Below are 21,698 nucleotides of genomic sequence, written 5' to 3' on the forward strand. Positions count from 1 at the left end.
TGCGCCTTCTGGGCTTAGATCAACGCAAGGAAGCATTCACGCTGCAACGCTTCAGAAGCGGCGAAATCGTTGGTGGAGAGTTGCTCTTAAGGGGCATCAGTGGCTTGACCCTGGCAGCCGCCACCCCCTTGGAGGGCTCATTGCTTCCCGCTGAACAATTTTTTGAACTCCTCGAACGAAATCCAGAGCATCTCAATCACTTCTGCACTCTGCGCCCTTGGGAGCTATGGGCAGCTGCAGCTAGCCGTCAGGATCCTCACTACCCCACTGCTAAAGAACTGCTGCGATGGGCCCAAGATGCTTGCGAGTTGTGTGATCAACCCGTTCGGCTACTGGCTCCAGGCACCCATGAACTCGAACTGAGCGAAGGCTCCTGGTTGGTCAGCAGCGACAACATCGAAGGAGAAAGCATCGGCACGGTGCTGCAAAGCCCGTGCCAGCTCAAAGTCCTCGGACGTCTCCCAGCGCGACTGCTCTCACTGCCAAGCCACTGGCCACCACAACGTGAACTCCAACCGCTCGATAAACAACTAAAAAAGCCTCCTGAGAAGAGCATCACCACCACCGAAGAGCTACCCACTCCACAGGTTCAGCGTGAAGCTCTCGCGGATTGGTACGGACGACTTCACAACGACGGCAGTTATCCACAGCACAACGGGGAAGGGCCTGTTGAAGAGCCCTTGGCCTGCCTACGAATGCTTGCCCGCCACTTCGATCTGCCGTTTCGGCGCGATGTGCTCAGCCGCATCCTCAATGACCAGCTCGAACGCAGTGGCCGTAGTGCGTTGCCCCTGCAAGCGATTGCCGCTATTTGCGATCTCCTGGGTCTACGTACAACAGGCCTGCAACCCAACAGTGCTGATCTACTTACGCGATTGCCATTCCCAGCATTCACGTTGATCAACGGACATCCCGCGGTGTTGTGGCAAGCACGCGAGCAGCAGTTGTTGATTGGCGACCCATTGACTGGTCAGTACTGGGTGGATGCCACTGAGCTGCTCGATCAAAGCTCAAGCGAACAACTACCGGTGTTATGCCTTGAGCGCAGTGCGACAACCCCAAAAGCACGTTTTGGCCTGAGCTGGTTCCTACCAGCGATCAAAAAGCACCGCAATGCGCTTTTGCAGGTATTGATCACCAGCTTTTTTGTGCAGCTGCTGGGGTTATTCAACCCACTTCTGATTCAACAGATCATCGATGCAGTGATCAGCCAGGGCAATTTTTCCAGCCTCAACGTGCTCGGGACATTGCTGGTAGTGATGGCCTTCGCCCAGGCGCTTCTGGGAGCACTGCGTACTTACCTCTTTTCCGACACCACAAACCGAATTGATATCTCCCTAGGGGCCTCAATCATTCACCACCTTCTCCGCTTACCACTCAGCTATTTCGCCAAACGACCAGTCGGGGAAGTGAGCAGCCGTATCAGCGAACTAGAGAAAATCCGCAGCTTCCTCACGGGCACCGCCCTCACCGTGCTGCTTGATGCGGTGTTTTCGGTGGTCTATATCGCTGTGATGCTGATCTATTCAGTACCACTCACATTTGCAGCTCTCGGCGTCTTGCCGTTGTTTGTAGGGCTAACCATTGGAGTGGCACCCATCATCCGCCGGCAGTTACGCCAGCAAGCCGAAGCCAGTGCAAAGGTCCAGAGCCATCTAGTGGAAACCCTTTCAGGCATGGAGACAGTGAAAGGCCAAGGGATGGAACTTCCAAGTGAATGGCGATGGGAGAAGCTCTACGGCGGCAAGATTGAAGCAGGTTTCCGTAACACGATCACGAGCACAGCAGCCGGATCTGCCAACCAATTCATGGGACAAGTCTCGGGACTTCTCGTCATTTGGCTTGGAGCAATGCTGGTGCTCGAGGGCGAGATGACTCTGGGCCAACTAATCGCATTCCGCATCCTTTCTGGCTACGTCACCAGCCCCCTGCTGCGCCTAGCCAGTCTCTGGCAAAACTTCCAAGAAACAGCGCTTTCGCTCGAACGACTCTCCGACATCGTCGATCACCGCAAAGAAATCGAAATTGCTGGAGAAAACCTGCCGCCGGTCCCTCCCCTGCAAGGTGCCGTTAGTTATGAGGGTGTGAATTTCCGCTTTTCCAGCAGCGGACCCTTGCAACTTCTAAATGTCAACTTTGAGATTCCAGCTGGCAGTTTCGTCGGGATTGTGGGGAGCAGCGGTTCAGGCAAAAGCACGATGCTGAAGATGCTGACTCGCCTCTTTGATCCACTAGAAGGCACCATCCGCATCGACGGCTACGACATCTCAAAAGTGGATCTTTATTCCCTGCGCAACCAGGTTGGAGTAGTGCCTCAGGACAGCCTTTTGTTTGATGGCACGGTGCAGGCAAACATCGCCCTGAGCAGGCCGGATGCCAGCTTCGAAGAGATCACCGGTGCAGCACAAGTGGCATGCGCCCACGATTTCATCCAGGGTTTACCCGAAGGCTATGCAAGCTCGGTTGGTGAACGTGGTTCGGCCCTTTCCGGAGGCCAGAGACAACGCATGGCGATCGCACGAATGGTGTTGAAGCGGCCCAGACTGCTCGTGCTTGATGAAGCCACAAGTGCTCTTGATGTAGACACCGAACAACAAGTAACCCGCAATCTCGCTGAGGTTTATCGCGGTAGCACGGTGCTGTTCATAACCCATCGTCTCAGCAGCTTGCGCAATGCAGATCACATCTTGGTCATGCATGAAGGCAGCTTGGTGGAACAGGGGACTCACAATGAATTACTTGAGTTGCGCGGTCGGTACGCCACCTTGTATCGGCAACAAGAAGCGGGGCAAACATGAACAGCTCCAACCTCGAACAGAACAATGGCGACAAAGATTCATTGGAGTCTTCGGCACAGTATGAAGTGCGCTACCGCCAAGCTCCCACCTGGACCAGAGCTTTGCAATGGGCGATTGTCGGCTGCATTGGCTTCGGATTCATTTACGCCGCCGTCGCTCGGATTGATGAGGTCGTCATCGCCCGAGGCGAATTGAAAGGAATGGGCTCTGAGCGCCCGATCAAAGCGCATCTCTCTGGGGTTGTTAGCGACATTCCAGTCAGCGAGGGAGAACTCGTCAGCTCAGGTCAGGTGCTGATTCAATTCGACTCAGAAGTGAGCAATGAGCGTTTGCTCTCCTTAGAGCGACAGAAAAAATTGGAGAGCAGTCGCCTCGCAAAAGAAATCGAAGCTTTTCAAGCACGCGTTGACAGCCTCGAGGCTCAGCTCGAAAGCTTGCGGCTGAGCTTGAGAGTCGAGGCCTCAATCGTCGATCGCATGACTAGCCTTGTGAGCCAAGGCGCAATTGCTGAGGTGCAATATTTACAGCAAAGGAATCGACTCCAGGAGCTGCAATCAGAGATTGCACAAACCGAAGCCACCCTGCGGGAAGTACAGGCCGAATCGATCAAAAGCGAGCAGCAGATACAACGCGAACTAGCTGATCTCGAGCGTCAGCTGGTAGAAACCAAAAAATCACTGGAGTACGAATCCCTGCGAGCTCCGGTGAGGGGCTATGTCTTTGATCTGGTCGTTGCCAGCCCAGGATATGCCGCCAACAAAGGAGAAACCCTGCTCAAGATTGTCCCTGAAGGGACACTGGAAGCCAGCGTGTTTGTCACAAACGCCGATGTGGGGTTCTTAAAGGCCGGGATGGAAGCCCAAGTACGCGTTGATGCCTACCCCTTCACCCAATACGGAGAGATTCCCGGCGAACTGAAACGAGTTGGCAAGCAATCTCTCGAGCCCACTCAACAAAATCCAGAACCTGTGTTCCCCGCTCAAGTGGTACTGAAACGTCAATACCTGGAAAAGCGCAGCAAACGACTCCCGGTTGCCGCGGGGCAAAGCGTGTCGGTGAATTTCGTCGTACGCAACAAACCGATAATCAGCTTGCTCACTGATTCAGTCGAGAAAGCCTTTGATTCCCTGCGAGGAATTAAGACGGATCCACCTTAAGCCTTTCACCTGTGGTAGCCCAGACACCGGACGGAATTAACCCACCCAGCCCCAAAGGAACCCGTCGGAGGCCGCAGACCATTCATAACGAGACGAGGCACAAGATATGAAAAGACGCAGCAGCCTTCAGGAATACATGTTGCGGCAGCCCTAATGGGCCCGATTCAACCAGCTGAACCGTACAGCGGGGGGACGCGTCGCTGAAGAGCCAAAACCAAGCCAAACCGGATAGACTTGACTTAAGTCTCACGTGTCTTATCCTTGAAGGATAGTCGGTTTTTCAAAGACCATGACGAACCCAGCCAGCCAGCAGCAAGCCCTGCGGTTGATCAAGCGGCTGAAGAACGGGAAGGCCGCACCCCCCAATGCATTCACCTTAGTGGAGTTAATGGTGGTAGTAGCCATCGTGGGCATCCTGTCTGCGATAGCTCTACCGAACTTCCTAACCGCAACAGGCAAAGCGAAAGCAACGGAAGCCAAAAGCAATATCGCAGCAACCCTTAAGCAAGCCCACGCCCTATTTCTAGAAAACGGAGAGGACCCACAAAATACCAACACAACAATGAATGCAACATACGGGACACCAATAAACGGAGACACAAATTTTGATTATACCGAAGATAATTTTGACAGCACAAACAATATCTGGACTATCACCGCGACAGGCAATTCAAATGATTCAGGACTAACAGGCGATACCCTCGATGGTTGTGTCAACTTCGACACAGGAGTTGTCGATATACAAACTCAACTGAACTCCACCACAGCAGTGAGCTGCTAATTAGCTCAAGACGTGGGCAGAAATGAAATACATTTTCTGCAAACCTAATTTTTTAAAACCAAAGAATAAAAGATTTGGCAATGCCAATGAACATGGATTAGCACTGGCAATTGTTTTAATGGTTTCAGCAATTGCTGCCACAACAATCACTGCAGTACTAATCCGTTCTTATAATAGCTACGTAAATGGTACCAGGCAAAGCCTGGCAGACCGAGCAAAAGAAGCTGCAGAATCAGGCCTCAACATTCTGATTGAAAGCCTTAATGAAGATCACCCGGAATGGTTAATCGAGTCATACGATGGCGATGGGAATTGGTCAATTAGCAGAGCAGCCACTGGAGGATGTCGTAAAAATGCAGGAAGTAATCCAATAGTTCAAGGAATAAGTAACACCTATAGCGATGGTACTGAAGGGATATACAGACTCACCAGTTACACGTTTAATGGGAACAACTTCTACGGAGGGATTGGCAGCTTTGAAATGGAAGGCGAGATTAGATCAAGTAACAACAGGCTACTGGCTTCTGCCAAGATCTACCAAGATATGAGTATCATCGCGAAAGGATGCGACGCGCTACCTGGTGATAATAATAATCAAGACACAATTTGGCCTGGCATCTTTGTACAGAGTCAAATTAAAAATTACCGTAACTCAGTGGCAATCATGAATAACACTGATCCTCGAGAAGCTGCTGAGATTATTTGTGCCAATGCCGACTGCCAATCAGGAATATGGGATAGCGACTACCCGGAAGAGCCAACCATAGGCGATATTGAAATGCCAACAACGCAAGAACCACCAGAGCAAGTCAGAGGTATAAGTGCAAAAGACTTCGAAGATGTAGTCAATAATGTAACCACTAACGGTAATTCATGCGAGAACTTTATGATCCCGGAGGATCTGCCTGACAATGCAAAGTGGCAGGATAGTGATGGCACATGGCATGTCTACATCAGCGGAAACGGCAGTGCATCTATCAGAGGAACCAGTAGGTGCAGGGACCCCAAAAACTCAGTCGTAATTTCGGATTCAGATCCAGTGCGCCTTTACCTTGATGGCAGCCTAAAATTTGGAGCTGACATCTGGATTGACACAACCGGTGTCAATCACGCCGCAGATTTTATGATATTAGGAACACCAACATCAACAACCAGAAGTAGACAAAATACATTACAGATTAGAGGAGAATCACCAAATGGAGAAGCGCTCAAGGCTTTTATATGGCTTCCAAATGGAAGAGTTAGATTCGAAATTACAAGACACAAAGACCACTTAGTTGAGGGTGCCATTTGGTCCAAATCATTTTGGATAGATGGAAACTCCAGACTAGGCGAGTTTGAGCTAAGGCTTCCGGAGAATATGCCCCAAATGATATACCAACGCCTGGGCAAAGAATTTGGGATTGGACAACGCGACTATGTCGCGCAAGGGGTCACCAGCTGGTACAGCTATGGAAGACGGTCTGACTAAATAGCCTCAAAATAGCTTTCGGCAGAAATTTAAGGTAGTCCTATATGCATTTGCATTTTTCTATTACCAGAGATATTAAGATCTAACTTTAGACAGCACAAAATGGGTACTAAAAAGAGCAGCGACCAATGAGTATTTTCACTCAAGAGAGATGAAAAAAGGCCTAATTATGGACATAACTCCCCCTCACGTGGTAAGCTTTCTCTCTAATCTCACTTAGGACCCATGCCGATCTAGTCGGAACTTGCTTCCTAAAGCAAATGCTTCGACTCAACAGCAAGAACATTTAGAGGCGGGTATCGAGCCTTACTCATAGACACCTAGAGCTCATTTCGTAGCTTGGAATGAGTCTGGTTTTCATGGAAAGGCTTATGTCTAATTTCAGCAAATGTTTCCATGTCGACAACCACATTCAACTCAAGTGATCCTATTTGGTGGGGGAAGTATTACTCTTCCGATGTGAAGGCTGTTGACAATAAAAGCCTATCTATTACCAGTGACAGGCTCAATATCTTCTCAAACTCATGGAGCCGGAATGACTCAAGCTCGGCGACTGCACTCAATAATTCATCGGTAACCTTCGCTGGGCAATACGCAAATATCCAAAGCCACGCAAGGGGCCCCCGGGCATCTAGCACAGCCCTAAGGGATACATCCTTTATTGCAACCAGTGATTTTGGAACACGCATCGACATCTCTGCATCCACAAGCAGTACCGATTGGGGATCGAACAACAACAACACCACCGGCATCAGCAATACCAATATCCAAACGGGAGCTGGAAACGATGTAATAACCATCAATTCCAATGCCACCAGCAATGGCTGGTGGTGGGGTGGCGGCAATGCTGATTCCGTTGGTATCGACAACAACTCCTCCATCAACACTGGCGCCGGCAATGACTCCGTTGTCGTCAACTCCTTTGCTTCAGGAGCTGCCACTAATGCCTGGGCTATTCGCGATAGCTCCATTGATGTGGGCTCTGGCGATGACTACGTCAGCCTCAATGCCACCACCTTCCAAACCCAACGGCGCTACGACCCTGCCTATGGCTCAGAAAACAGCTCCATTGATTTAGGCAGCGGTAACGACCACCTCTTCATCAACGCCAGCGCTTCTGGACAAGGTGAGATGCGTGCATTTGGTGCCCTCGACTCCACCATTGATGCTGGCTCCGGCGACGATGTCATCAACATCAATGCTTCCGCCAACAGCAACAACGGCTGGTGGTGGTGGGGTGGCGGTAATGACCCTGCAACAGCAAAAGGTATCGACAACTCAGATGTTGATCTCGGTTCTGGCAACGACTTCCTCTCCGTTAGCGCATCTACCAACGGCGGCATCTCAAATGCAACAGCGGTAGAAGACTCCAACATTGATGCAGGCTCCGGCGACGATGTCATCAACATCAATGCCAACGCTCGTGCTAATGGCGGCGGCTGGTGGTGGTGGAACCGCGGAGGAAATCCAGCTACTGCAAAAGGTCTCGATAACTCAAACCTCGATACAGGCTCTGGAGACGATTCCATCTCCATTAACACCAATGCCTCCAGCAATGGTGGTTGGTGGTGGTGGGGTGGTGGTGGTAATGCCGATTCCGTTGGTATTGACAACAACTCCTCCATCAACACTGGGGCTGGTAATGACTCCGTTGTCGTCAACTCCTTTGCTTCTGGAGCTGCCACTAATGCCTGGGCTATTCGTGATAGCTCCATTGATGTGGGCTCTGGCGATGACTACGTCAGCCTCAATGCCACCACCTTCCAAACCCAACGGCGCTACGACCCTGCCTATGGCTCAGAAAACAGCTCCATTGATTTAGGCAGCGGTAACGACCGCCTCTTCATCAACGCCAGCGCTTCTGGACAAGGCGATATCCGCGCTTTCGGTGCCCTCGATTCCACCATTGATGCTGGCTCCGGCGACGATGTCGTCTCCATCAATGCTTCCGCCAACAACAACAACTGGGGATGGGGTAACGCCGCAACGGCAACTGGTATTGGCACCACAGAAATCAGCACTGGGAGTGGTGATGACAGCCTAAGTATCAATGTCACAGCTCATGGCAGACACAATGAATGGACAAGCCAATCAGCCTGGGGATACAACTACAGCTATAGCGGCTCAAATCAATGGAGTGGTGAATACAACCACTCAAGCAGCTGGGGCTACAGAGGCTGGTACGGGAGCTATAGCTCAAGCTATGGATACAGATCGAAAAATGATTACAACTTTGAGTACTCAAATCAAGGGCAGAACAAGGGGAGTCACAACAGCCGCAGCGTTGACATCTCAGGCGGCGAATCCTATGGAGCCATCAATTCCAGTATTGACCTTGGGAGTGGCGACAACACTGCAACCATCAATGTATTAGCGGGAAACCAAGCGGTTGGCTTCAGAGCTACAAGCCTCAACAGCGGCAATGGCGATGATCGCTTCAGCCTAAGCGTTAATGCTAATGGCGAGCGGGGCTATAGCTACACAAGTGATTACGACTACGCATCGTCTGGCTACAACATTAGTCATTCGAGTGGCGAATCGAGCTCATGGCACTCCTATCAGAACAACTATCGCTACTGGTGGTGGGGCAACCATCAAAGCCAGGGTGAGTATGAAAGCCAATGGGATAACTCCTGGAATCGCGTCCACGACTACAGCCACAAGAACACAAGTAGTTACTCCAATACTCAGCGATTTGGCAGTGCTGTAGGTACTGAAAACAGCAGTATTGACCTGGGCAACGGCGATAACACCGCAGAAATCTCTGTCAAAGGAGGGGAACGCGCACTCGGCCTGGTGAGCAGTGACTTGCTGATGGGTTCTGGCTCAGACACGATCTCCATCAGCACCAATGCCGATGGAGTGATCGGATACAGCAATACCAACGCAGGAAGCCACCTCAACAGCTACAGCGATATCTATCGCTACAGCCACAGTAATTACCACAATAATCAGTATTCATCACGCAACTGGTATGGATATAGCCAATCAAGCAGCGAAGGCAACTATGACTACAAGTCTGAAGGCGAATACACAAATCAAGGCCAATCAAATTGGGACAATGAATACTCAAGGACCTATCGCTTTGGCGTATCGATTGGTGCTGACAATAGCTCCATTGATGCTGGCAATGGAGACAACAACATTAACCTCCTGGCAGTTGGTGGAGAGCTAGCGATTGCCCTAGCTGGCTCATCCATTAGCACTGGTCGCGGCGATGATTCACTAAGCATCATTGGCCTTGCAGAGGGAGAAGAAAGCTATATCAATCGCAATAAGAGCGACTCGACGTGGAGTCATGATTCTTGGTATTCCAATAGAAGATCAGAAGAGTACAGCCGCAGTTACACCAGCGCATACTACTGGTACAACAGAATTGAGGAATACTCAAGAAATCACGAAAGCGAGAGCGATGGTTTCTCATCGTCCTGGAGCACTTACAACCGGGACTATGAATACTCACGAATTAATCGCTTTGGCACAGCCTACGGAGCCAAGAACAGCACAATCAACCTAGGCAATGGCGACAACGAAGCGTCCATTAGTGCCAATGGCGGCGAGAGAGCCGAAGCGCTGAGCAATAGCAGCCTCGAAACTGGCAAAGGCGATGATGTGATCTCGCTCAGCGCCACTGCGCTTGGCCAAAAGAGCTTGATTGATCAAAACAAATACCTCAGTGAATACAGCTCTGAATACAGCCATAAAAGTGACTATTTATCCCAAGGCGAAGGCAACTACCAAACACGCTATGGCTGGGGCTGGTGGAGCCCAATCAGGGAACACACTTATTCTTATAACTACTCAGGTTCCAACCAAAGCGAAGGCAAGCACCAAAGCCTATGGGTTCAGGACTACGAAAATTCCTTTATCCAAAAGCTCGGATCAGCCATTGGCGCCAATGGCTCAACCATTATCACTGGCAGCGGAGACGATCTTCTAACCGTTGACTCCCAGGGTTACACCGAATCAGTCGGCATCAAAGACAGCTCGATTGATCTTGGCAAAGGTGATGATGTCTTCACCATCAACAGCAGCGCTTTCGGTTACACCAGCTACCTGCGTCGCAACCTCGGGAGTTACGACTACAGCTACAATCACCAATCGGCTGGAAACCAATACGGCAAGTATTCCAATTCCTATCGCTACAGCTACCCCTGGTGGTCCTACGGGTGGGAGTACAGCGGGAGCTACGACTATGAGTGGAATTACGGGTATCAGCATTCAGGATCAGGCTCTTGGACTTACAACGAATACTCCTGGCTTCTCAACACCGGAGTGGCCAAGGGAGCCGTTAATTCAACGATCGAGACTGGCAACGGTGATGACTCGGTTTCCATAACGGCGACAGCATCATCGAGCGCCACTGCTCTTGAAAGCTCTGAGCTCTCAACCGGCGATGGCGACGACTCGGTTGAAGTCACTGCTGAAGCGGAAGAAGACGCCACTGCCATCGAAGACTCCGAGGTTTCCACCGGCGATGGCGACGACTCGGTTGAAGTCACCGCTGAAGCGGAAGAAGACGCCACTGCTATCGAAGACTCCGAGGTTTCCACCGGCGATGGAGATGACCTGATTGAGGTTGAAAGCACATCTGAAAGTAGTGATGAGACAAGCGATGAAGGAGTCGCCAAGGGGCTGGTCGATACAACGGTTGATGCGGGCGCTGATGACGATGCCCTTTTCATAGAGGTAGCCGGTGAAACACTCGCTGTTGGCATAGAGAACTCAACACTCAATGTGGGCGATTCTGATGACATCATCGATGTGATTGTGGAAGCCACCAGTGAGGACAATGGAGAAGCCATTGGACTCAACAACAGCACTATCTCCAGTGGTGGTGGAGACGACTCAATTTATATAGAGGTTTGGGGAGAAAGCTCATCCAAAGCCATGGTGGACAGCTTGATTGAAGCTGGTGAAGGGGATGACTACATCACAGTTGATGGCGAGATTGAGAACAGCACGATTGATGCTGGGGATGGACACGACGTAGTTGATCTCTTTGGAACAGGCAACGTAACCATCAAAGGTGGGGCTGGCGAAGATGAGCTCAACGGTGATGAAGGTGATGACACTCTGCTAGGCGGTGACGACGACGACATCCTCACTGGGTACATCGGCAACGACACTCTGAAAGGAGGAAACGGAAACGATATTCTTGATGCAGGTATTGGCCTAGACAAACTTTATGGAGGAGAAGGAGAAGACACCTTCATCCTGAGCCTGGGAGATGGCTACGCCACAATATTTGACTTTGCTGTTGGAGAAGACATACTGGAATTTGCCAACATTGGCGAGGTCACTATGGAATACAAAAATGAGAATAGCTTCTTCTACAGCGGCACGGATTATCTAGGTGTTGCAAACGGAGTTCAGCTTACAAGGCAAGAAGACGACACCTTCGCATGAGAAAAATGACACTAAAATCAACCACCAAGCAAACAAGACTAATAAGGGGAAAAATCTGGCAAGAGTCGGGGCAAACTCTCCATGAAGTGCTAATTGCCTCATCGATTCTTGCGATCAGCATTAGCGGATTCGCAAGCGGTATCATCCGGTCTAACCGGATCACAGATCAAGCCAGCTTACGCAAAGTGGCTGAAAGCGTGATGGCCAATGACTTGGAATTAATCGTGAAACGGCGCTTTTATACCTTTCGCTGCAGGCAAGGACCATGCCGTGATGCAACAACAGAAAACGACGAGAGTCTGATGTATTACGACAAGGATGATTCCGATGACAAACAAGACTTTATTGGCCTCTGCAATTCAAGGAGTCTTGCCAGCGAGCTCTTATCGGATAATGAAGACGATGTCACCACTGGCGAGCACATCATCAATGACAGCTCATTAACCAATCAAGACATCACCATCACCAGAACTATCTCTTTAGACGAGTCCAATAATAACCAGGCAGTTATTGAATACGAAGCAGAAAAAAATAACGAGGTTATTGCTACTATCAAAACGACTGTTGTTCCAAATGCTGTTCATTGGTGTAGCTAGTCGCCAAGCCAAACCAAACCCAAGCGGCTTCACCATCTTTGAACTGATGGTTGTATTGGTGATCTTGGCGATCCTCAGTACCGTAGCTCTCCCTAACCTGCTCTCAGGTATGCGGCGTGAGCAACTGACAGCCACAAGCCTAGAAATTGTCAACTGGCTTGAACGCGCCCGGAATCAAGCGGTCAAAGACATGGAGACATGCAAGCTCAGCATTACAGCTGATGATGCCAGCGATGCATCAATTGCCATCACACCTGACAGCCCTGGATGCAGTAATCTGACAAGATTTAGTATCTCCGAATACATCAACATATCATCTGATGTCACTCTGGTGTTATCGGATGATTCAGACATTGAGTTCAGCTTCTCACCCCGAGGCAGCGTGAACCGCAATCAGGAAATGGAACTCACAATTGAGGAGAGTCCAACCACACGTTGCATCAAGGTAGTTGCTCCGGTTGGTCTTATACGCAGCGGCATAAAGCGCAATGGGGAATGCAGCTATGAGAAGGAGTTGAGGAGTTAGTTCTCGTGAACATACTGCTTCGGCGACTCAAAAATCAGAGAGCCCATCGACATGACGGCTTAACCCTGGTCGAGCTGCTCATAGCCATGTGTGTGAGCACTGTGGTCGTGATGACGGCAGCAAATTTGGTGATCCAGTCGATGCAGTCAAGAGCCAAAGCAGAAGAGCTTCGCCGCAAGCGGACTGAATGGAACCTTGCTCGCCGCTTTGTGGAAGCAGAGGTCACCTCGGCAACAAGAGTCATCACAGATGTTTCAGCTATAGAGATTCCTGAGGAATGCGGAATTGAAGCCGACGAATTCACCCACGCGATTGTGTTTCCGCTGGAGCGACCGATGTCGGTGCGGGCTGATGCAACCCTCAGGGAAAACTTCCAGGTTTTACCAATTGCGATCTATGGAGTGCAGCCCATTGACGACGGCAGCGTGATCAACGGGAATGCCCTAGTTCGGTGCGGCCCTCGCATCAACCACGACAACGACTATGGAGGCTTTTATGAGGCGGAATTGTGCACGGATGGCCAAGACAGCAACTGCCAAGAAGTAATCCTCGATAATCTGGGCAGTAACGATGATTGCGAAGATGGCTTTTGCGTCAATGCCATAGGTTGCGAAAGCAATGGACTCGACCGGCAGGGTCTGCGGTTTTACTTACTAGCTAATGGACTGAGCAACAACTCCACGAACCCCTATGGGCAATGCCTAGGCACCAAGTCCCGCGTGGCACCGGTCTATTACTTCCCAGATACCCGAAATGTATGCGCAGGGGAAGGCAACTTCAACAAACGCGACTTGCTTTACGTCTCCGTTGACCGCTCCCTGGATCCCGTCAGCTATGGCAGCGCCGGCAACCGAACTTTGCAACTGCCGCAAGGCGCTATAGGAAGCGATCAGCAGGTAGTGATGTGCGGGGCCAACTTCTTTGATGTAATCGAAGGCTCTGATCAGAATGACATAATTGAAGCCAGTGATGTAACGATTGCAGAAAACGATAGGGCCGTTGAGCTGTATGGAGGCGATGGTGATGACCGATTGCTTGGCGGCGATGGCAACGACACCATCGAAGGTGGTGCCGGCGATGATGTACTAATTGGTGGTGCTGGAGACGACACCCTCATAGGAGGAAGTGGCAAGAACACTTACCTCATCCAAGGCGATGACACGGTTGAGGGTGGCGATGGTGTCGACATCATCTACATCAAGAGGCCGATAGCCAACGTGAATCTGGGCAGCTGCAGTCAAGCAAATTGTGCTGTCTCAGACGACAACAGCTACGACGGAGATGATCCCTTCGATGCCAACATAACTGATGGGGATATGTTGGTTTTTTTAGACGGAAGCAAGAGACTACAATAATTCATCCATAGGGCAAGATTGCCCTCCCTCGCTAACGCCTATCGGGCAAAATAGGAGAAATCGAAACTGCTTAACTTCCACGCATTCCCCGATATTGTAGGAGCAGACCCCAATAGTCTTGAAAGCCCATCAAATAGCTATTCTTTGCACAAGCCAAACACTCCCACAGATAATCAGGCAAATACCTTGCACCCAAGAAAAGCGCTCAGACACTTCAATTCGATCACCCTAAACACCAGCCCACAGACAGAACTCCCATGAAGAACAGCCTCGCTCCGCCTACCAAACAAGGCACACATAAAACACGAGATCCAGCATTAAATACTAAAGGCAATGCCCTAAGATATTCCAAACCCAAAACCATAAAAACAAAAGAATGAATATCAACTCAACTTAATCCACTAGACCCAAAATACCTACATATTGCAACTAAAGCCACTAAACGGCCGACAGAGAAGGCCAGCTTTGACCACAAAATATAAAATTAATTGGGAGAAAAATTAAGAAACTAAATTCAAAAAGACGTCAGTATTCAACGATCAATGCGGCAGGAAGCTCAGACGTTAGTCCACTTCAATCATTAAGCTTGAGCACCGCCATAAAGGCTTCTTGCGGCACATCCACCTTGCCCATAGCCTTCATCCGCTTCTTGCCCTTGGCCTGCTTCTTCAGGAGTTTCTTCTTCCTGGAAATATCACCGCCGTAGCACTTAGCCAAAACGTCCTTGCGGATAGCGCTGATGCTGGTGGAGGCAATAATCCGGCTGCCGATCGACGCCTGAATCGGAATCTTGAACTGCTGGCGTGGAATGAGTTCCTTGAGTTTCTCCACCAACGCCTTGCCCACGTTGTAGGCCTTGTCTTGATGGACGATCGTGGTGAGGGCATCAGCCCGCTCACCGTTGATCAATACATCAAGCCGCACCAGTTGGTTCTTGCGGTAGCCGATCAGGCTGTATTCCATCGATGCGTAGCCCTGGGTGCGCGTCTTCATCTGATCGAAGAAGTCGGTCACCACCTCCGCCAGCGGTAATTCATAGATCAACGTCACCCGGTCGGTGGTGATGTATTTCATGTCGATGTAATCGCCGCGCCGTTCCTGGCACAGGCCCATCAAGGCGCCGTTGTAATCGTTCGGCGCGTAGATCTCCATGCGCACGTAGGGCTCTTCGATCGATTCGCGCTTCTGCGGATCAGGAAGTGTGGCGGGGTTATCCACCATCACTTCTGAGCCATCGATCATGTTCACCTTGTAGATCACCGATGGCGCGGTGACGATCAGATCAAGGTCGTACTCACGCTCGAGCCGCTCCTGCACGATCTCCATGTGCAGCAGGCCAAGGAAGCCGCAGCGGAAGCCAAAGCCCATGGCGCTGCTGGTTTCCGGCTCGTACTTCAGCGCCGCATCCGAGAGCTGCAGCTTGTCGAGGGCATCGCGCAGATCCGGATACTGGTCAGCCTCGGTGGGGAACAGGCCGCAGAACACCATCGGCTTGGCCTCGGTGTAACCGGGCAAGGGCTCATCTGCCGGTGCATTCACCAGGGTGATCGTGTCGCCCACACGGGCATCAGCCACAGCCTTGATCGACGCCGCCAGGTAGCCCACCTCACCGGCATGGAGCTCATCCACTTTCTTCTGATCCGGCGCCATGATCCCGATCTCATCGAGCTCATAGGTCTTCTTGCTGGCCATCAACAGCACCTTGTCTTTGCAGTTGATCCGGCCACTCATCACCCGGAAGTAGACGATCACGCCCCGGTAGGGGTCGTAATAGGAGTCGAAAATCAGGGCCTTGGTGGGTTCCTCCACCGCATCCTTCGGCGGGGGCACCCGGTCCACCACCGCCTGCAGGATCTCGGGCACACCCATGCCGGTCTTAGCCGAGCAGGGGATGGCGTTGCTGCAATCGAGGCCGATGATCGCCTCGACTTCCTCCTTGATCCGATCGGGATCCGCACCGGGCAGGTCGATCTTGTTGAGCACCGGGATGATCTCGAGATCGTTGTCCAGCGCCAGGTACACGTTGGCGAGGGTCTGAGCTTCCACGCCCTGGCTGGCATCCACCACCAACAAGGCCCCTTCACAGGCCTGAAGGCTGCGGCTCACCTCATAGGAGAAGTCGACGTGCCCAGGGGTGTCGATCAGGTTGAGGACGTACTCCTCCCCATCGGCCGCCGTGTAGTTCATCCGGGCGGCCTGGAGCTTGATCGTGATCCCCCGCTCCCGTTCCAGATCCATGTTGTCCAGGAACTGATCCTGCATGTCCCGGTTGGCCACGGTGCCCGTGTCCTGCAGCAAGCGGTCGGCCAGGGTCGACTTGCCGTGGTCGATGTGGGCAATGATGCAGAAGTTGCGGATCCGTGAGACGGGGGCGTCGGTCATGCAGCGGCGGAATCCCGTCTCGGGTCCAGAAAGCGTCATTGCCACAATCCTAAGGAGCGGCACCAGTGCTCATGAGCAATCCCTGGACCCTGCTGCTGCTGGCGATCAGCGCTGAGGTGATCGGCACCTCCTGCCTGCGCTTGTCGGAAGGCATGACCCGACCACTGCCCACGCTGCTGGTGTTCAGCGCCTATGCCCTTGCGATGGCCCTGCTCTCCAAGGTGGTGCTGAGCATCCCTCTGGGGATTACGTATGCCCTCTGGAGCGGCATCGGCACCGTGGTGATCGTGCTGGTGGGCCGGTTTGCCTACAACCAGATGCTGCAGCCAGCCCAGTTGATCGGCATCGGCCTGATCACCGCCGGAGTGGTGTTGGTGAACCTGGGGGAATGACGCTCAGGCACTGAGTCCCAGCAGGGCATCACTGCGTTCCCGCATCCGGTTAAGCACCTGCGGATCCTGCTGCGGGTCTTCATGGATGCTGGGCAACAGCGCTTGCAGCCGTTGCTGCCAGGCGGCGCTGTCGAGCCGTTGCTTGAAGCAGCGCTGCAGCACCTCCAACATGATCGTCACCGCTGTGCTCGCACCCGGAGAGGCCCCCAGCAGCGCCGCCAGGGAGCCATCGCCGGAGGCCACCACCTCGGTTCCCAACTGCAGCCGTCCGCCCTGCTTGCTGCGTTTGATGATCTGCACCCGCTGGCCCGCCACCGAGAGGGTCCAGTCATCAGCACGGGCGGTGGGCATGAACTGCTGCAGCGCCTCATGCCGCTCTGCTGGGCTCTGGCGCAGCTGATTGATCAGGTACTGCACCAATTCGAAATTGGTTGCCCCCACCTGCAGCATCGGCAGCAAATTGGTGGCCCGCACGGACGCGGGGAGATCCAACAGGGAACCCTGCTTGAGGAACTTGCTGCTGAAGCCGGCAAAGGGGCCGAACAGCAGCGACCGCTTGCCATCGATCCAACGGGTGTCGAGGTGGGGCACCGACATCGGCGGAGCTCCCACCGCCGCCTTGCCGTAGACCTTGGCCCGCTGACGGTCGGCCAGCTGAGCATCACCGCAAACCAACCAGAGGCCGCTCACCGGGAAGCCCGCGAAATCAGCCGCCTCCGGAATCCCGGAGCGTTGCAGCAGCGGCAGAGCACCACCCCCGGCACCGAGGAAAACGAAAGGAGCACGCACTTCTTTTTTGCCCGAGGGGCCTTTAAGCACAACGCGCCAGTCGGCCTCGGTCATGTCGCTGCGACGCAGGCGTTTGAGGTCGTGCACCTGGGTGCCGTACTCCACGCTGAGCGCTCCGCTCTCCTGCAACGGCATCAGATAGGCCCGGGTGAGGGTGCCGAAATCCACGTCGGTTCCCCGGTCAATCCGGGTGGCCGCCACCGGCTGCTTGAGATCGCGGCCTGCCATCACCAGGGGCATCCATTCGGTGAGCTCGCTCTGGTCTTCGCTCCAGCGCATCCGCGCAAAGGCCGGCAGGTCTTTCAGTTGGCTGAAGCGTTGACGCAAAAAGGCGATGTTCTCCGGCGTCCACACGGCGCTGATGTGGGCCGCCTGGTGGAGGAAGCTGCTGGTGTCGAGATCGCCCCGCTCCTGGAGTGAGCTCCAGAACTCCAGGCTGCGTTCAAACGAGGCATTGATGGCCACCGCTTTGGCCGTCGCGACGGTGCCATCCGCCTGCATCGGGGTGTAGTTCAGCTCACAGTTGGCGGCATGACCGGTGCCGGCATTGTTCACCGCTGCGCTGCTCTCCAGGGCAGGCGCTTCCAGGCGCTCCACCAGAAGAATCCGCAGCTGCGGGTCCAGTTCATGCAGCAGCGCCGCCAGAGTGGCACTCATGATTCCGGCGCCCACCAGCACGGCGTCGTAGCGGGCCTCGGGGTTGAACGAACCGTCGTGCTGCACCGGAGCTGGAGGGTTAACCGCTCTCGTCACCCTATGGGGCCGCTCCGTAACCTTGAAACCTTGATGTCTGGTTCATCCCGATGAGCACTGAAACCATGGCCCTCACGCTGGAGAACGTGGAGAAGGTGCTGGATGAACTGCGCCCCTTCCTGATGGCCGACGGCGGCAACGTTGAAGTGGTGGAACTGGACGGTCCGATCGTGAAGGTGCGCCTGCAGGGAGCCTGCGGCAGCTGCCCCAGCAGCACGATGACCTTGAAGATGGGCATCGAACGCAAGATGCGCGAGTCGATCCCCGAAGTGAGTGAAGTGGTGCAGGTGCTCTGAAGCGCCTTTTCGTCTACGGATCACTCAAAAGCAATGGCAGCGCCCATCACTTGCTGAAGGGCGCCAAACGAGACAGCGACGGCATCGTTGACGGGTTCATCAAGATCCAGCACCGGGGTTACCCGATGCTGCAGCGAGGCAATGGGGCCATTTCAGGAGAGGTGTACTGGGTGCCCGAGCCTTGTTGGCGCGCCTTGGATGATTGGGAGGAGGTGCCTGAGGTGTATCAGCGCAGCAGCGTGACCCTCAGGGATGGCCGCAGCGTGTGGCTCTATGAAGCAGCCCCAAAAATTAATTAATCGAAGAAAGTAAAATCCACAAAGCTAAATTTTTCGCACCGCACATTTACAGAAAATAAAAAATTCCTGCTCTAGACCAATGGCATGCCTAGCGAGGCAAGCCCATGCAGGCAGCACCCAAGCCGATCAACGAAGCAGCCAGGCTGAGATCCCTCAGCGAATACCGGATTCTGGGAACAAAGCCCGAACAGGCCTTTGACAACATCACCAAGATGGCCTCAGAGATCTGCCAATCTCCGATTGCCCTGATCTCCTTGGTGGATGAGAAGCGTCAGTGGTTCAAATCGAAGGTGGGCCTTGAAGCCAGCGAAACCGACCGGGATATCTCCTTCTGCGCCCATACGATCCTCGATTCAAAACCTCTGGTGGTGGAGGACGCGCTGTTTGATGAGAAATTCCGCGACAACCCCCTCGTTCAGGAAGAACCACACATTCGGCTGTACGCAGGCTTCCCACTGAAAACAGACATCAACCACCGCATTGGAACGCTTTGCGTGATTGATCGCATTCCCAAATCGCTCACCAATTCGCAATACAAGGTGATGGAAGGCCTGGCGGAACAGGCCACCACTCTGTTGGAACTCAGACGCCGGTCCCTGGCCCTGATGGATGAGTTCTGTCAGATGCACCACGCTCAAGGCTTAATCACCACCTGTAGCTACTGCAAATCGATCCGCGACAGCGAAGGATTCTGGCAGCCAATCGAACGATTCCTGATGCAGCACAGCACGCTGAATTTCAGCCATGGCATCTGCCCAGACTGCATGAACGAGCACTTTCCCGACGTGCAAATCAGTCGAGCAGAGTCGTCGAACAATCAGCGGTAAGGAAATTGGAACCGGGCGCTTGGATCAGCGCCATCACAGACTTGACATCGCCGGAAAATAAAAGGTAGTTCCAGTAATGCGTCATGCGAATTGCAGATTTTCTGTATCGCAAGCTCGGGCTGAATATCTTCAAGGCAGCACCACACCTGAGGACACAAACACCTGAGGTTCCAGCCCCCGCCGAGGATGAGCCGGAACTTATGGAGCCACCAACCCCGATCAATACATCAAGCACCGATGTCATTCACATCGGGCCACGGGGTGGTCGCTACAAGGTGGATGCCAAAGGCCGCAAGGTCTACCTCAAGGCCAGCTGATGTCGTCCAAACCGACAGATTGGACAACAAGCTGAGTTGAAATACTGATCAATTTGGTTCGGCAGCAAACACAACCACCATCCATTCAGCCTGCACGACAGAGTTGAATCAGATCAGGAGCTCAAGTTGAACGCTGGTCCTGCTTGCCCCATCCGCTTTGGCACAGCGAACAATCAAAACGAATCGCTTGCAGATCAATGTCTGACGGCCGCACAAATCGAATGGCGACGTTGGTCGGGCTGGCAGATGGAACGAACCGCTGAAAAACAGTTCAGAAAAAGGTGGGTATGAGTCTTTGAGCAAGAAGCGAAGACCCTGAAGAGCGACGACGCCACTGCCAACGTGGTGACACCGATCCTTTGGCTCACGCCATTGCCGTGACCATGCGCGACCTCTGTCCTGCCCTGCAGAACAAGACCTACTTCAATTACGGCGGCCAAGGGCCTTTGCCCAATCCATCCCTGGAGGCGATCACCGCAAGCTGGGCGCGCATTCAGAAGTTGGGGCCGTTCACTGCAGATGTTTGGCCCTACATCGCCAAGGAGGTGAACAGCACCCGCCGCCTTCTGGCCCAGTGCTGCGGTGTTCCGCCCCACCGGCTTGCCCTCACCGAAAACGTCACCAGCGGCTGCGTGCTGCCGCTCTGGGGGTTGCCCTTTGCCGAAGGGGACCGGCTGCTGATCAGCGACTGCGAGCACCCCGGTGTTGTGAGTGCCTGCGTGGAACTGGCCCGGCGCCAGAACCTCGCCATCGATGTGCTGCCGGTGAAGCACTTGCGGGGTGATCAAACCCAATGCGATGCCGCCGTGGTCGAGGCGATTGAGCGAACCCTCACCCCCCGCACCCGTCTGGTGGTGCTGAGCCATCTGCTCTGGAACACCGGCCAGGTGATGCCGATAGCCGCCGTCGCCAAGCAACTCCATCAGCACCCCCAACAACCTTTTCTGTTGGTGGATGCAGCCCAAAGCTTCGGACAGAGCCCCGTCGAAGATGCCGCTGCAGCAGCGGACATCTATGCCTTTACCGGGCACAAGTGGGCCTGCGGGCCCGAAGGCCTAGGGGGCGTGGCGCTTTCAGAGCGTGTGGTGGCCGAAGCGTCTCCGACCGTGATCGGTTGGCGCAGCCTGCGTGATGAAAGCAAGGCTGATTTGAGCAGCACTGATCTGTTTCATCACGACAGCCGCCGCTTCGAAGTGGCCACCAGCTGTGTTCCCCTGATGGCCGGCCTGCGCTGTTCACTGCAACTGCTGGAGAACGCGGGATCAGCACAACAACGCTGGGACCACATCCGAAGCCTCAGCGGCAAGTTCTGGCGGGCACTCCAGGGGCTGGAGGCCGTCAAGCCCCTGCTGGAAGTGCCGCCCGCCAGCGGACTGGTGAGCTTTCAGATCATTGGCGACGTGCCCCCCACAGAGCATGTGAAGCAGCTGGGGGCCCAAGGGCTGTGGATTCGCGACCTGGCAGACCCCAGTTGCTTGCGGGCTTGCACCCACATCACCACCACAGACGACGACATCAACGCTTTGGTGGCCGCTATCAGCGCCCTTTGA

Annotated in this window: 15 protein-coding genes; 13 read left to right on the plus strand and 2 right to left on the minus strand. The window is 53.4% G+C overall.

Going from position 1 to position 21,698, the window contains the following annotated elements; all coding sequences use genetic code 11:
* The first annotated feature begins 377 nt into the window (after positions 1-377).
* The 8 genes from SynTAK9802_RS08485 to SynTAK9802_RS08520 all read left to right on the plus strand — a co-directional run bounded on the left by SynTAK9802_RS08485 (position 378) and on the right by SynTAK9802_RS08520 (position 14,093).
* Positions 378-2,798, plus strand: coding sequence for a peptidase domain-containing ABC transporter (locus SynTAK9802_RS08485; RefSeq protein WP_255487733.1), 2,421 nt, complete (start codon positions 378-380; stop codon positions 2,796-2,798).
* Positions 2,795-3,955 (plus strand): HlyD family efflux transporter periplasmic adaptor subunit, encoded by a 1,161-nt coding sequence (locus SynTAK9802_RS08490; protein ID WP_186495750.1) that lies wholly within the window; start codon positions 2,795-2,797, stop codon positions 3,953-3,955. The genes SynTAK9802_RS08485 and SynTAK9802_RS08490 overlap by 4 nt, the downstream gene beginning before the upstream one ends.
* Before the next feature lie 289 nt (positions 3,956-4,244).
* The gene (locus SynTAK9802_RS12715; protein ID WP_186495751.1) at positions 4,245-4,736 is read left to right on the plus strand and encodes a type IV pilin protein; all 492 of its coding nucleotides are present in this window, start codon (positions 4,245-4,247) and stop codon (positions 4,734-4,736) included.
* 22 nt (positions 4,737-4,758) lie between these two features.
* On the plus strand, positions 4,759-6,207 hold the full coding sequence (locus SynTAK9802_RS08500) for a hypothetical protein (RefSeq protein WP_186495752.1): 1,449 nt from the start codon (positions 4,759-4,761) through the stop codon (positions 6,205-6,207).
* 396 nt (positions 6,208-6,603) lie between these two features.
* The gene (locus tag SynTAK9802_RS08505) at positions 6,604-11,616 is read left to right on the plus strand and encodes a calcium-binding protein (RefSeq protein WP_186495753.1); all 5,013 of its coding nucleotides are present in this window, start codon (positions 6,604-6,606) and stop codon (positions 11,614-11,616) included.
* Complete coding sequence (locus tag SynTAK9802_RS08510) at positions 11,613-12,212, plus strand: hypothetical protein (protein ID WP_186495754.1); 600 nt, start codon at positions 11,613-11,615, stop codon at positions 12,210-12,212. Before SynTAK9802_RS08505 ends, SynTAK9802_RS08510 begins: the two co-directional genes overlap by 4 nt.
* The gene (locus tag SynTAK9802_RS08515) at positions 12,190-12,738 is read left to right on the plus strand and encodes a prepilin-type N-terminal cleavage/methylation domain-containing protein (protein ID WP_186495755.1); all 549 of its coding nucleotides are present in this window, start codon (positions 12,190-12,192) and stop codon (positions 12,736-12,738) included. Before SynTAK9802_RS08510 ends, SynTAK9802_RS08515 begins: the two co-directional genes overlap by 23 nt.
* 110 nt (positions 12,739-12,848) lie before the next feature.
* Positions 12,849-14,093, plus strand: coding sequence for a hypothetical protein (locus SynTAK9802_RS08520; protein WP_255487734.1), 1,245 nt, complete (start codon positions 12,849-12,851; stop codon positions 14,091-14,093).
* Between the two features lie 573 nt (positions 14,094-14,666).
* Here the strand turns inward: SynTAK9802_RS08520 and lepA are convergent.
* Positions 14,667-16,475, minus strand: a complete 1,809-nt coding sequence (gene lepA, locus SynTAK9802_RS08525) for a translation elongation factor 4 (RefSeq protein ID WP_186495756.1) — start codon at positions 16,473-16,475, stop codon at positions 14,667-14,669.
* 71 nt (positions 16,476-16,546) lie between these two features.
* Here lepA and SynTAK9802_RS08530 point away from each other — a divergent pair, with 71 nt between their 5' ends.
* Positions 16,547-16,867: a multidrug efflux SMR transporter gene (locus SynTAK9802_RS08530; RefSeq protein ID WP_186495757.1), complete on the plus strand. Its 321-nt coding sequence runs from the start codon at positions 16,547-16,549 to the stop codon at positions 16,865-16,867.
* Between the two features lie 3 nt (positions 16,868-16,870).
* Here SynTAK9802_RS08530 and SynTAK9802_RS08535 read toward each other — a convergent pair whose 3' ends face one another.
* Positions 16,871-18,379 (minus strand): malate:quinone oxidoreductase, encoded by a 1,509-nt coding sequence (locus SynTAK9802_RS08535; RefSeq protein ID WP_186498140.1) that lies wholly within the window; start codon positions 18,377-18,379, stop codon positions 16,871-16,873.
* Positions 18,380-18,459: 80 nt separating this feature from the next.
* Between SynTAK9802_RS08535 and SynTAK9802_RS08540 the strand changes: the two genes are divergently transcribed.
* The 4 genes from SynTAK9802_RS08540 to SynTAK9802_RS08555 all read left to right on the plus strand — a co-directional run bounded on the left by SynTAK9802_RS08540 (position 18,460) and on the right by SynTAK9802_RS08555 (position 21,698).
* Positions 18,460-18,705, plus strand: a complete 246-nt coding sequence (locus tag SynTAK9802_RS08540) for a NifU family protein (RefSeq protein ID WP_011128549.1) — start codon at positions 18,460-18,462, stop codon at positions 18,703-18,705.
* Positions 18,702-19,004 carry a gamma-glutamylcyclotransferase gene (locus SynTAK9802_RS08545; protein WP_186498142.1) on the plus strand — a complete coding sequence of 101 codons (303 nt, stop codon included), beginning with the start codon at positions 18,702-18,704 and terminating at the stop codon, positions 19,002-19,004. Before SynTAK9802_RS08540 ends, SynTAK9802_RS08545 begins: the two co-directional genes overlap by 4 nt.
* 104 nt (positions 19,005-19,108) lie before the next feature.
* Complete coding sequence (locus tag SynTAK9802_RS08550) at positions 19,109-19,831, plus strand: GAF domain-containing protein (RefSeq protein WP_186495758.1); 723 nt, start codon at positions 19,109-19,111, stop codon at positions 19,829-19,831.
* A gap of 700 nt (positions 19,832-20,531) precedes the next feature.
* Positions 20,532-21,698 (plus strand): aminotransferase class V-fold PLP-dependent enzyme, encoded by a 1,167-nt coding sequence (locus SynTAK9802_RS08555; protein ID WP_186498144.1) that lies wholly within the window; start codon positions 20,532-20,534, stop codon positions 21,696-21,698.

Source organism: Synechococcus sp. TAK9802 (assembly GCF_014279535.1).
GTDB lineage: Bacteria > Cyanobacteriota > Cyanobacteriia > PCC-6307 > Cyanobiaceae > Parasynechococcus.

What these genes read in the sequence shown, in the direction of transcription:
- SynTAK9802_RS08490 (WP_186495750.1), top strand. Translation starts at nt 2,795, where the DNA reads ATGAACAGCTCCAACCTCGAACAGAACAATGGCGACAAAGATTCATTG.
- SynTAK9802_RS12715 (WP_186495751.1), top strand. Translation starts at nt 4,245, where the DNA reads ATGACGAACCCAGCCAGCCAGCAGCAAGCCCTGCGGTTGATCAAGCGG.
- SynTAK9802_RS08500 (WP_186495752.1), top strand. Translation starts at nt 4,759, where the DNA reads ATGAAATACATTTTCTGCAAACCTAATTTTTTAAAACCAAAGAATAAA.
- SynTAK9802_RS08505 (WP_186495753.1), top strand. Translation starts at nt 6,604, where the DNA reads ATGTCGACAACCACATTCAACTCAAGTGATCCTATTTGGTGGGGGAAG.
- SynTAK9802_RS08510 (WP_186495754.1), top strand. Translation starts at nt 11,613, where the DNA reads ATGAGAAAAATGACACTAAAATCAACCACCAAGCAAACAAGACTAATA.
- SynTAK9802_RS08515 (WP_186495755.1), top strand. Translation starts at nt 12,190, where the DNA reads ATGCTGTTCATTGGTGTAGCTAGTCGCCAAGCCAAACCAAACCCAAGC.
- SynTAK9802_RS08520 (WP_255487734.1), top strand. Translation starts at nt 12,849, where the DNA reads ATGACGGCAGCAAATTTGGTGATCCAGTCGATGCAGTCAAGAGCCAAA.
- lepA (WP_186495756.1), bottom strand. Translation starts at nt 16,475, where the DNA reads ATGACCGACGCCCCCGTCTCACGGATCCGCAACTTCTGCATCATTGCC.
- SynTAK9802_RS08530 (WP_186495757.1), top strand. Translation starts at nt 16,547, where the DNA reads ATGAGCAATCCCTGGACCCTGCTGCTGCTGGCGATCAGCGCTGAGGTG.
- SynTAK9802_RS08540 (WP_011128549.1), top strand. Translation starts at nt 18,460, where the DNA reads ATGAGCACTGAAACCATGGCCCTCACGCTGGAGAACGTGGAGAAGGTG.
- SynTAK9802_RS08550 (WP_186495758.1), top strand. Translation starts at nt 19,109, where the DNA reads ATGCAGGCAGCACCCAAGCCGATCAACGAAGCAGCCAGGCTGAGATCC.
- SynTAK9802_RS08555 (WP_186498144.1), top strand. Translation starts at nt 20,532, where the DNA reads ATGCGCGACCTCTGTCCTGCCCTGCAGAACAAGACCTACTTCAATTAC.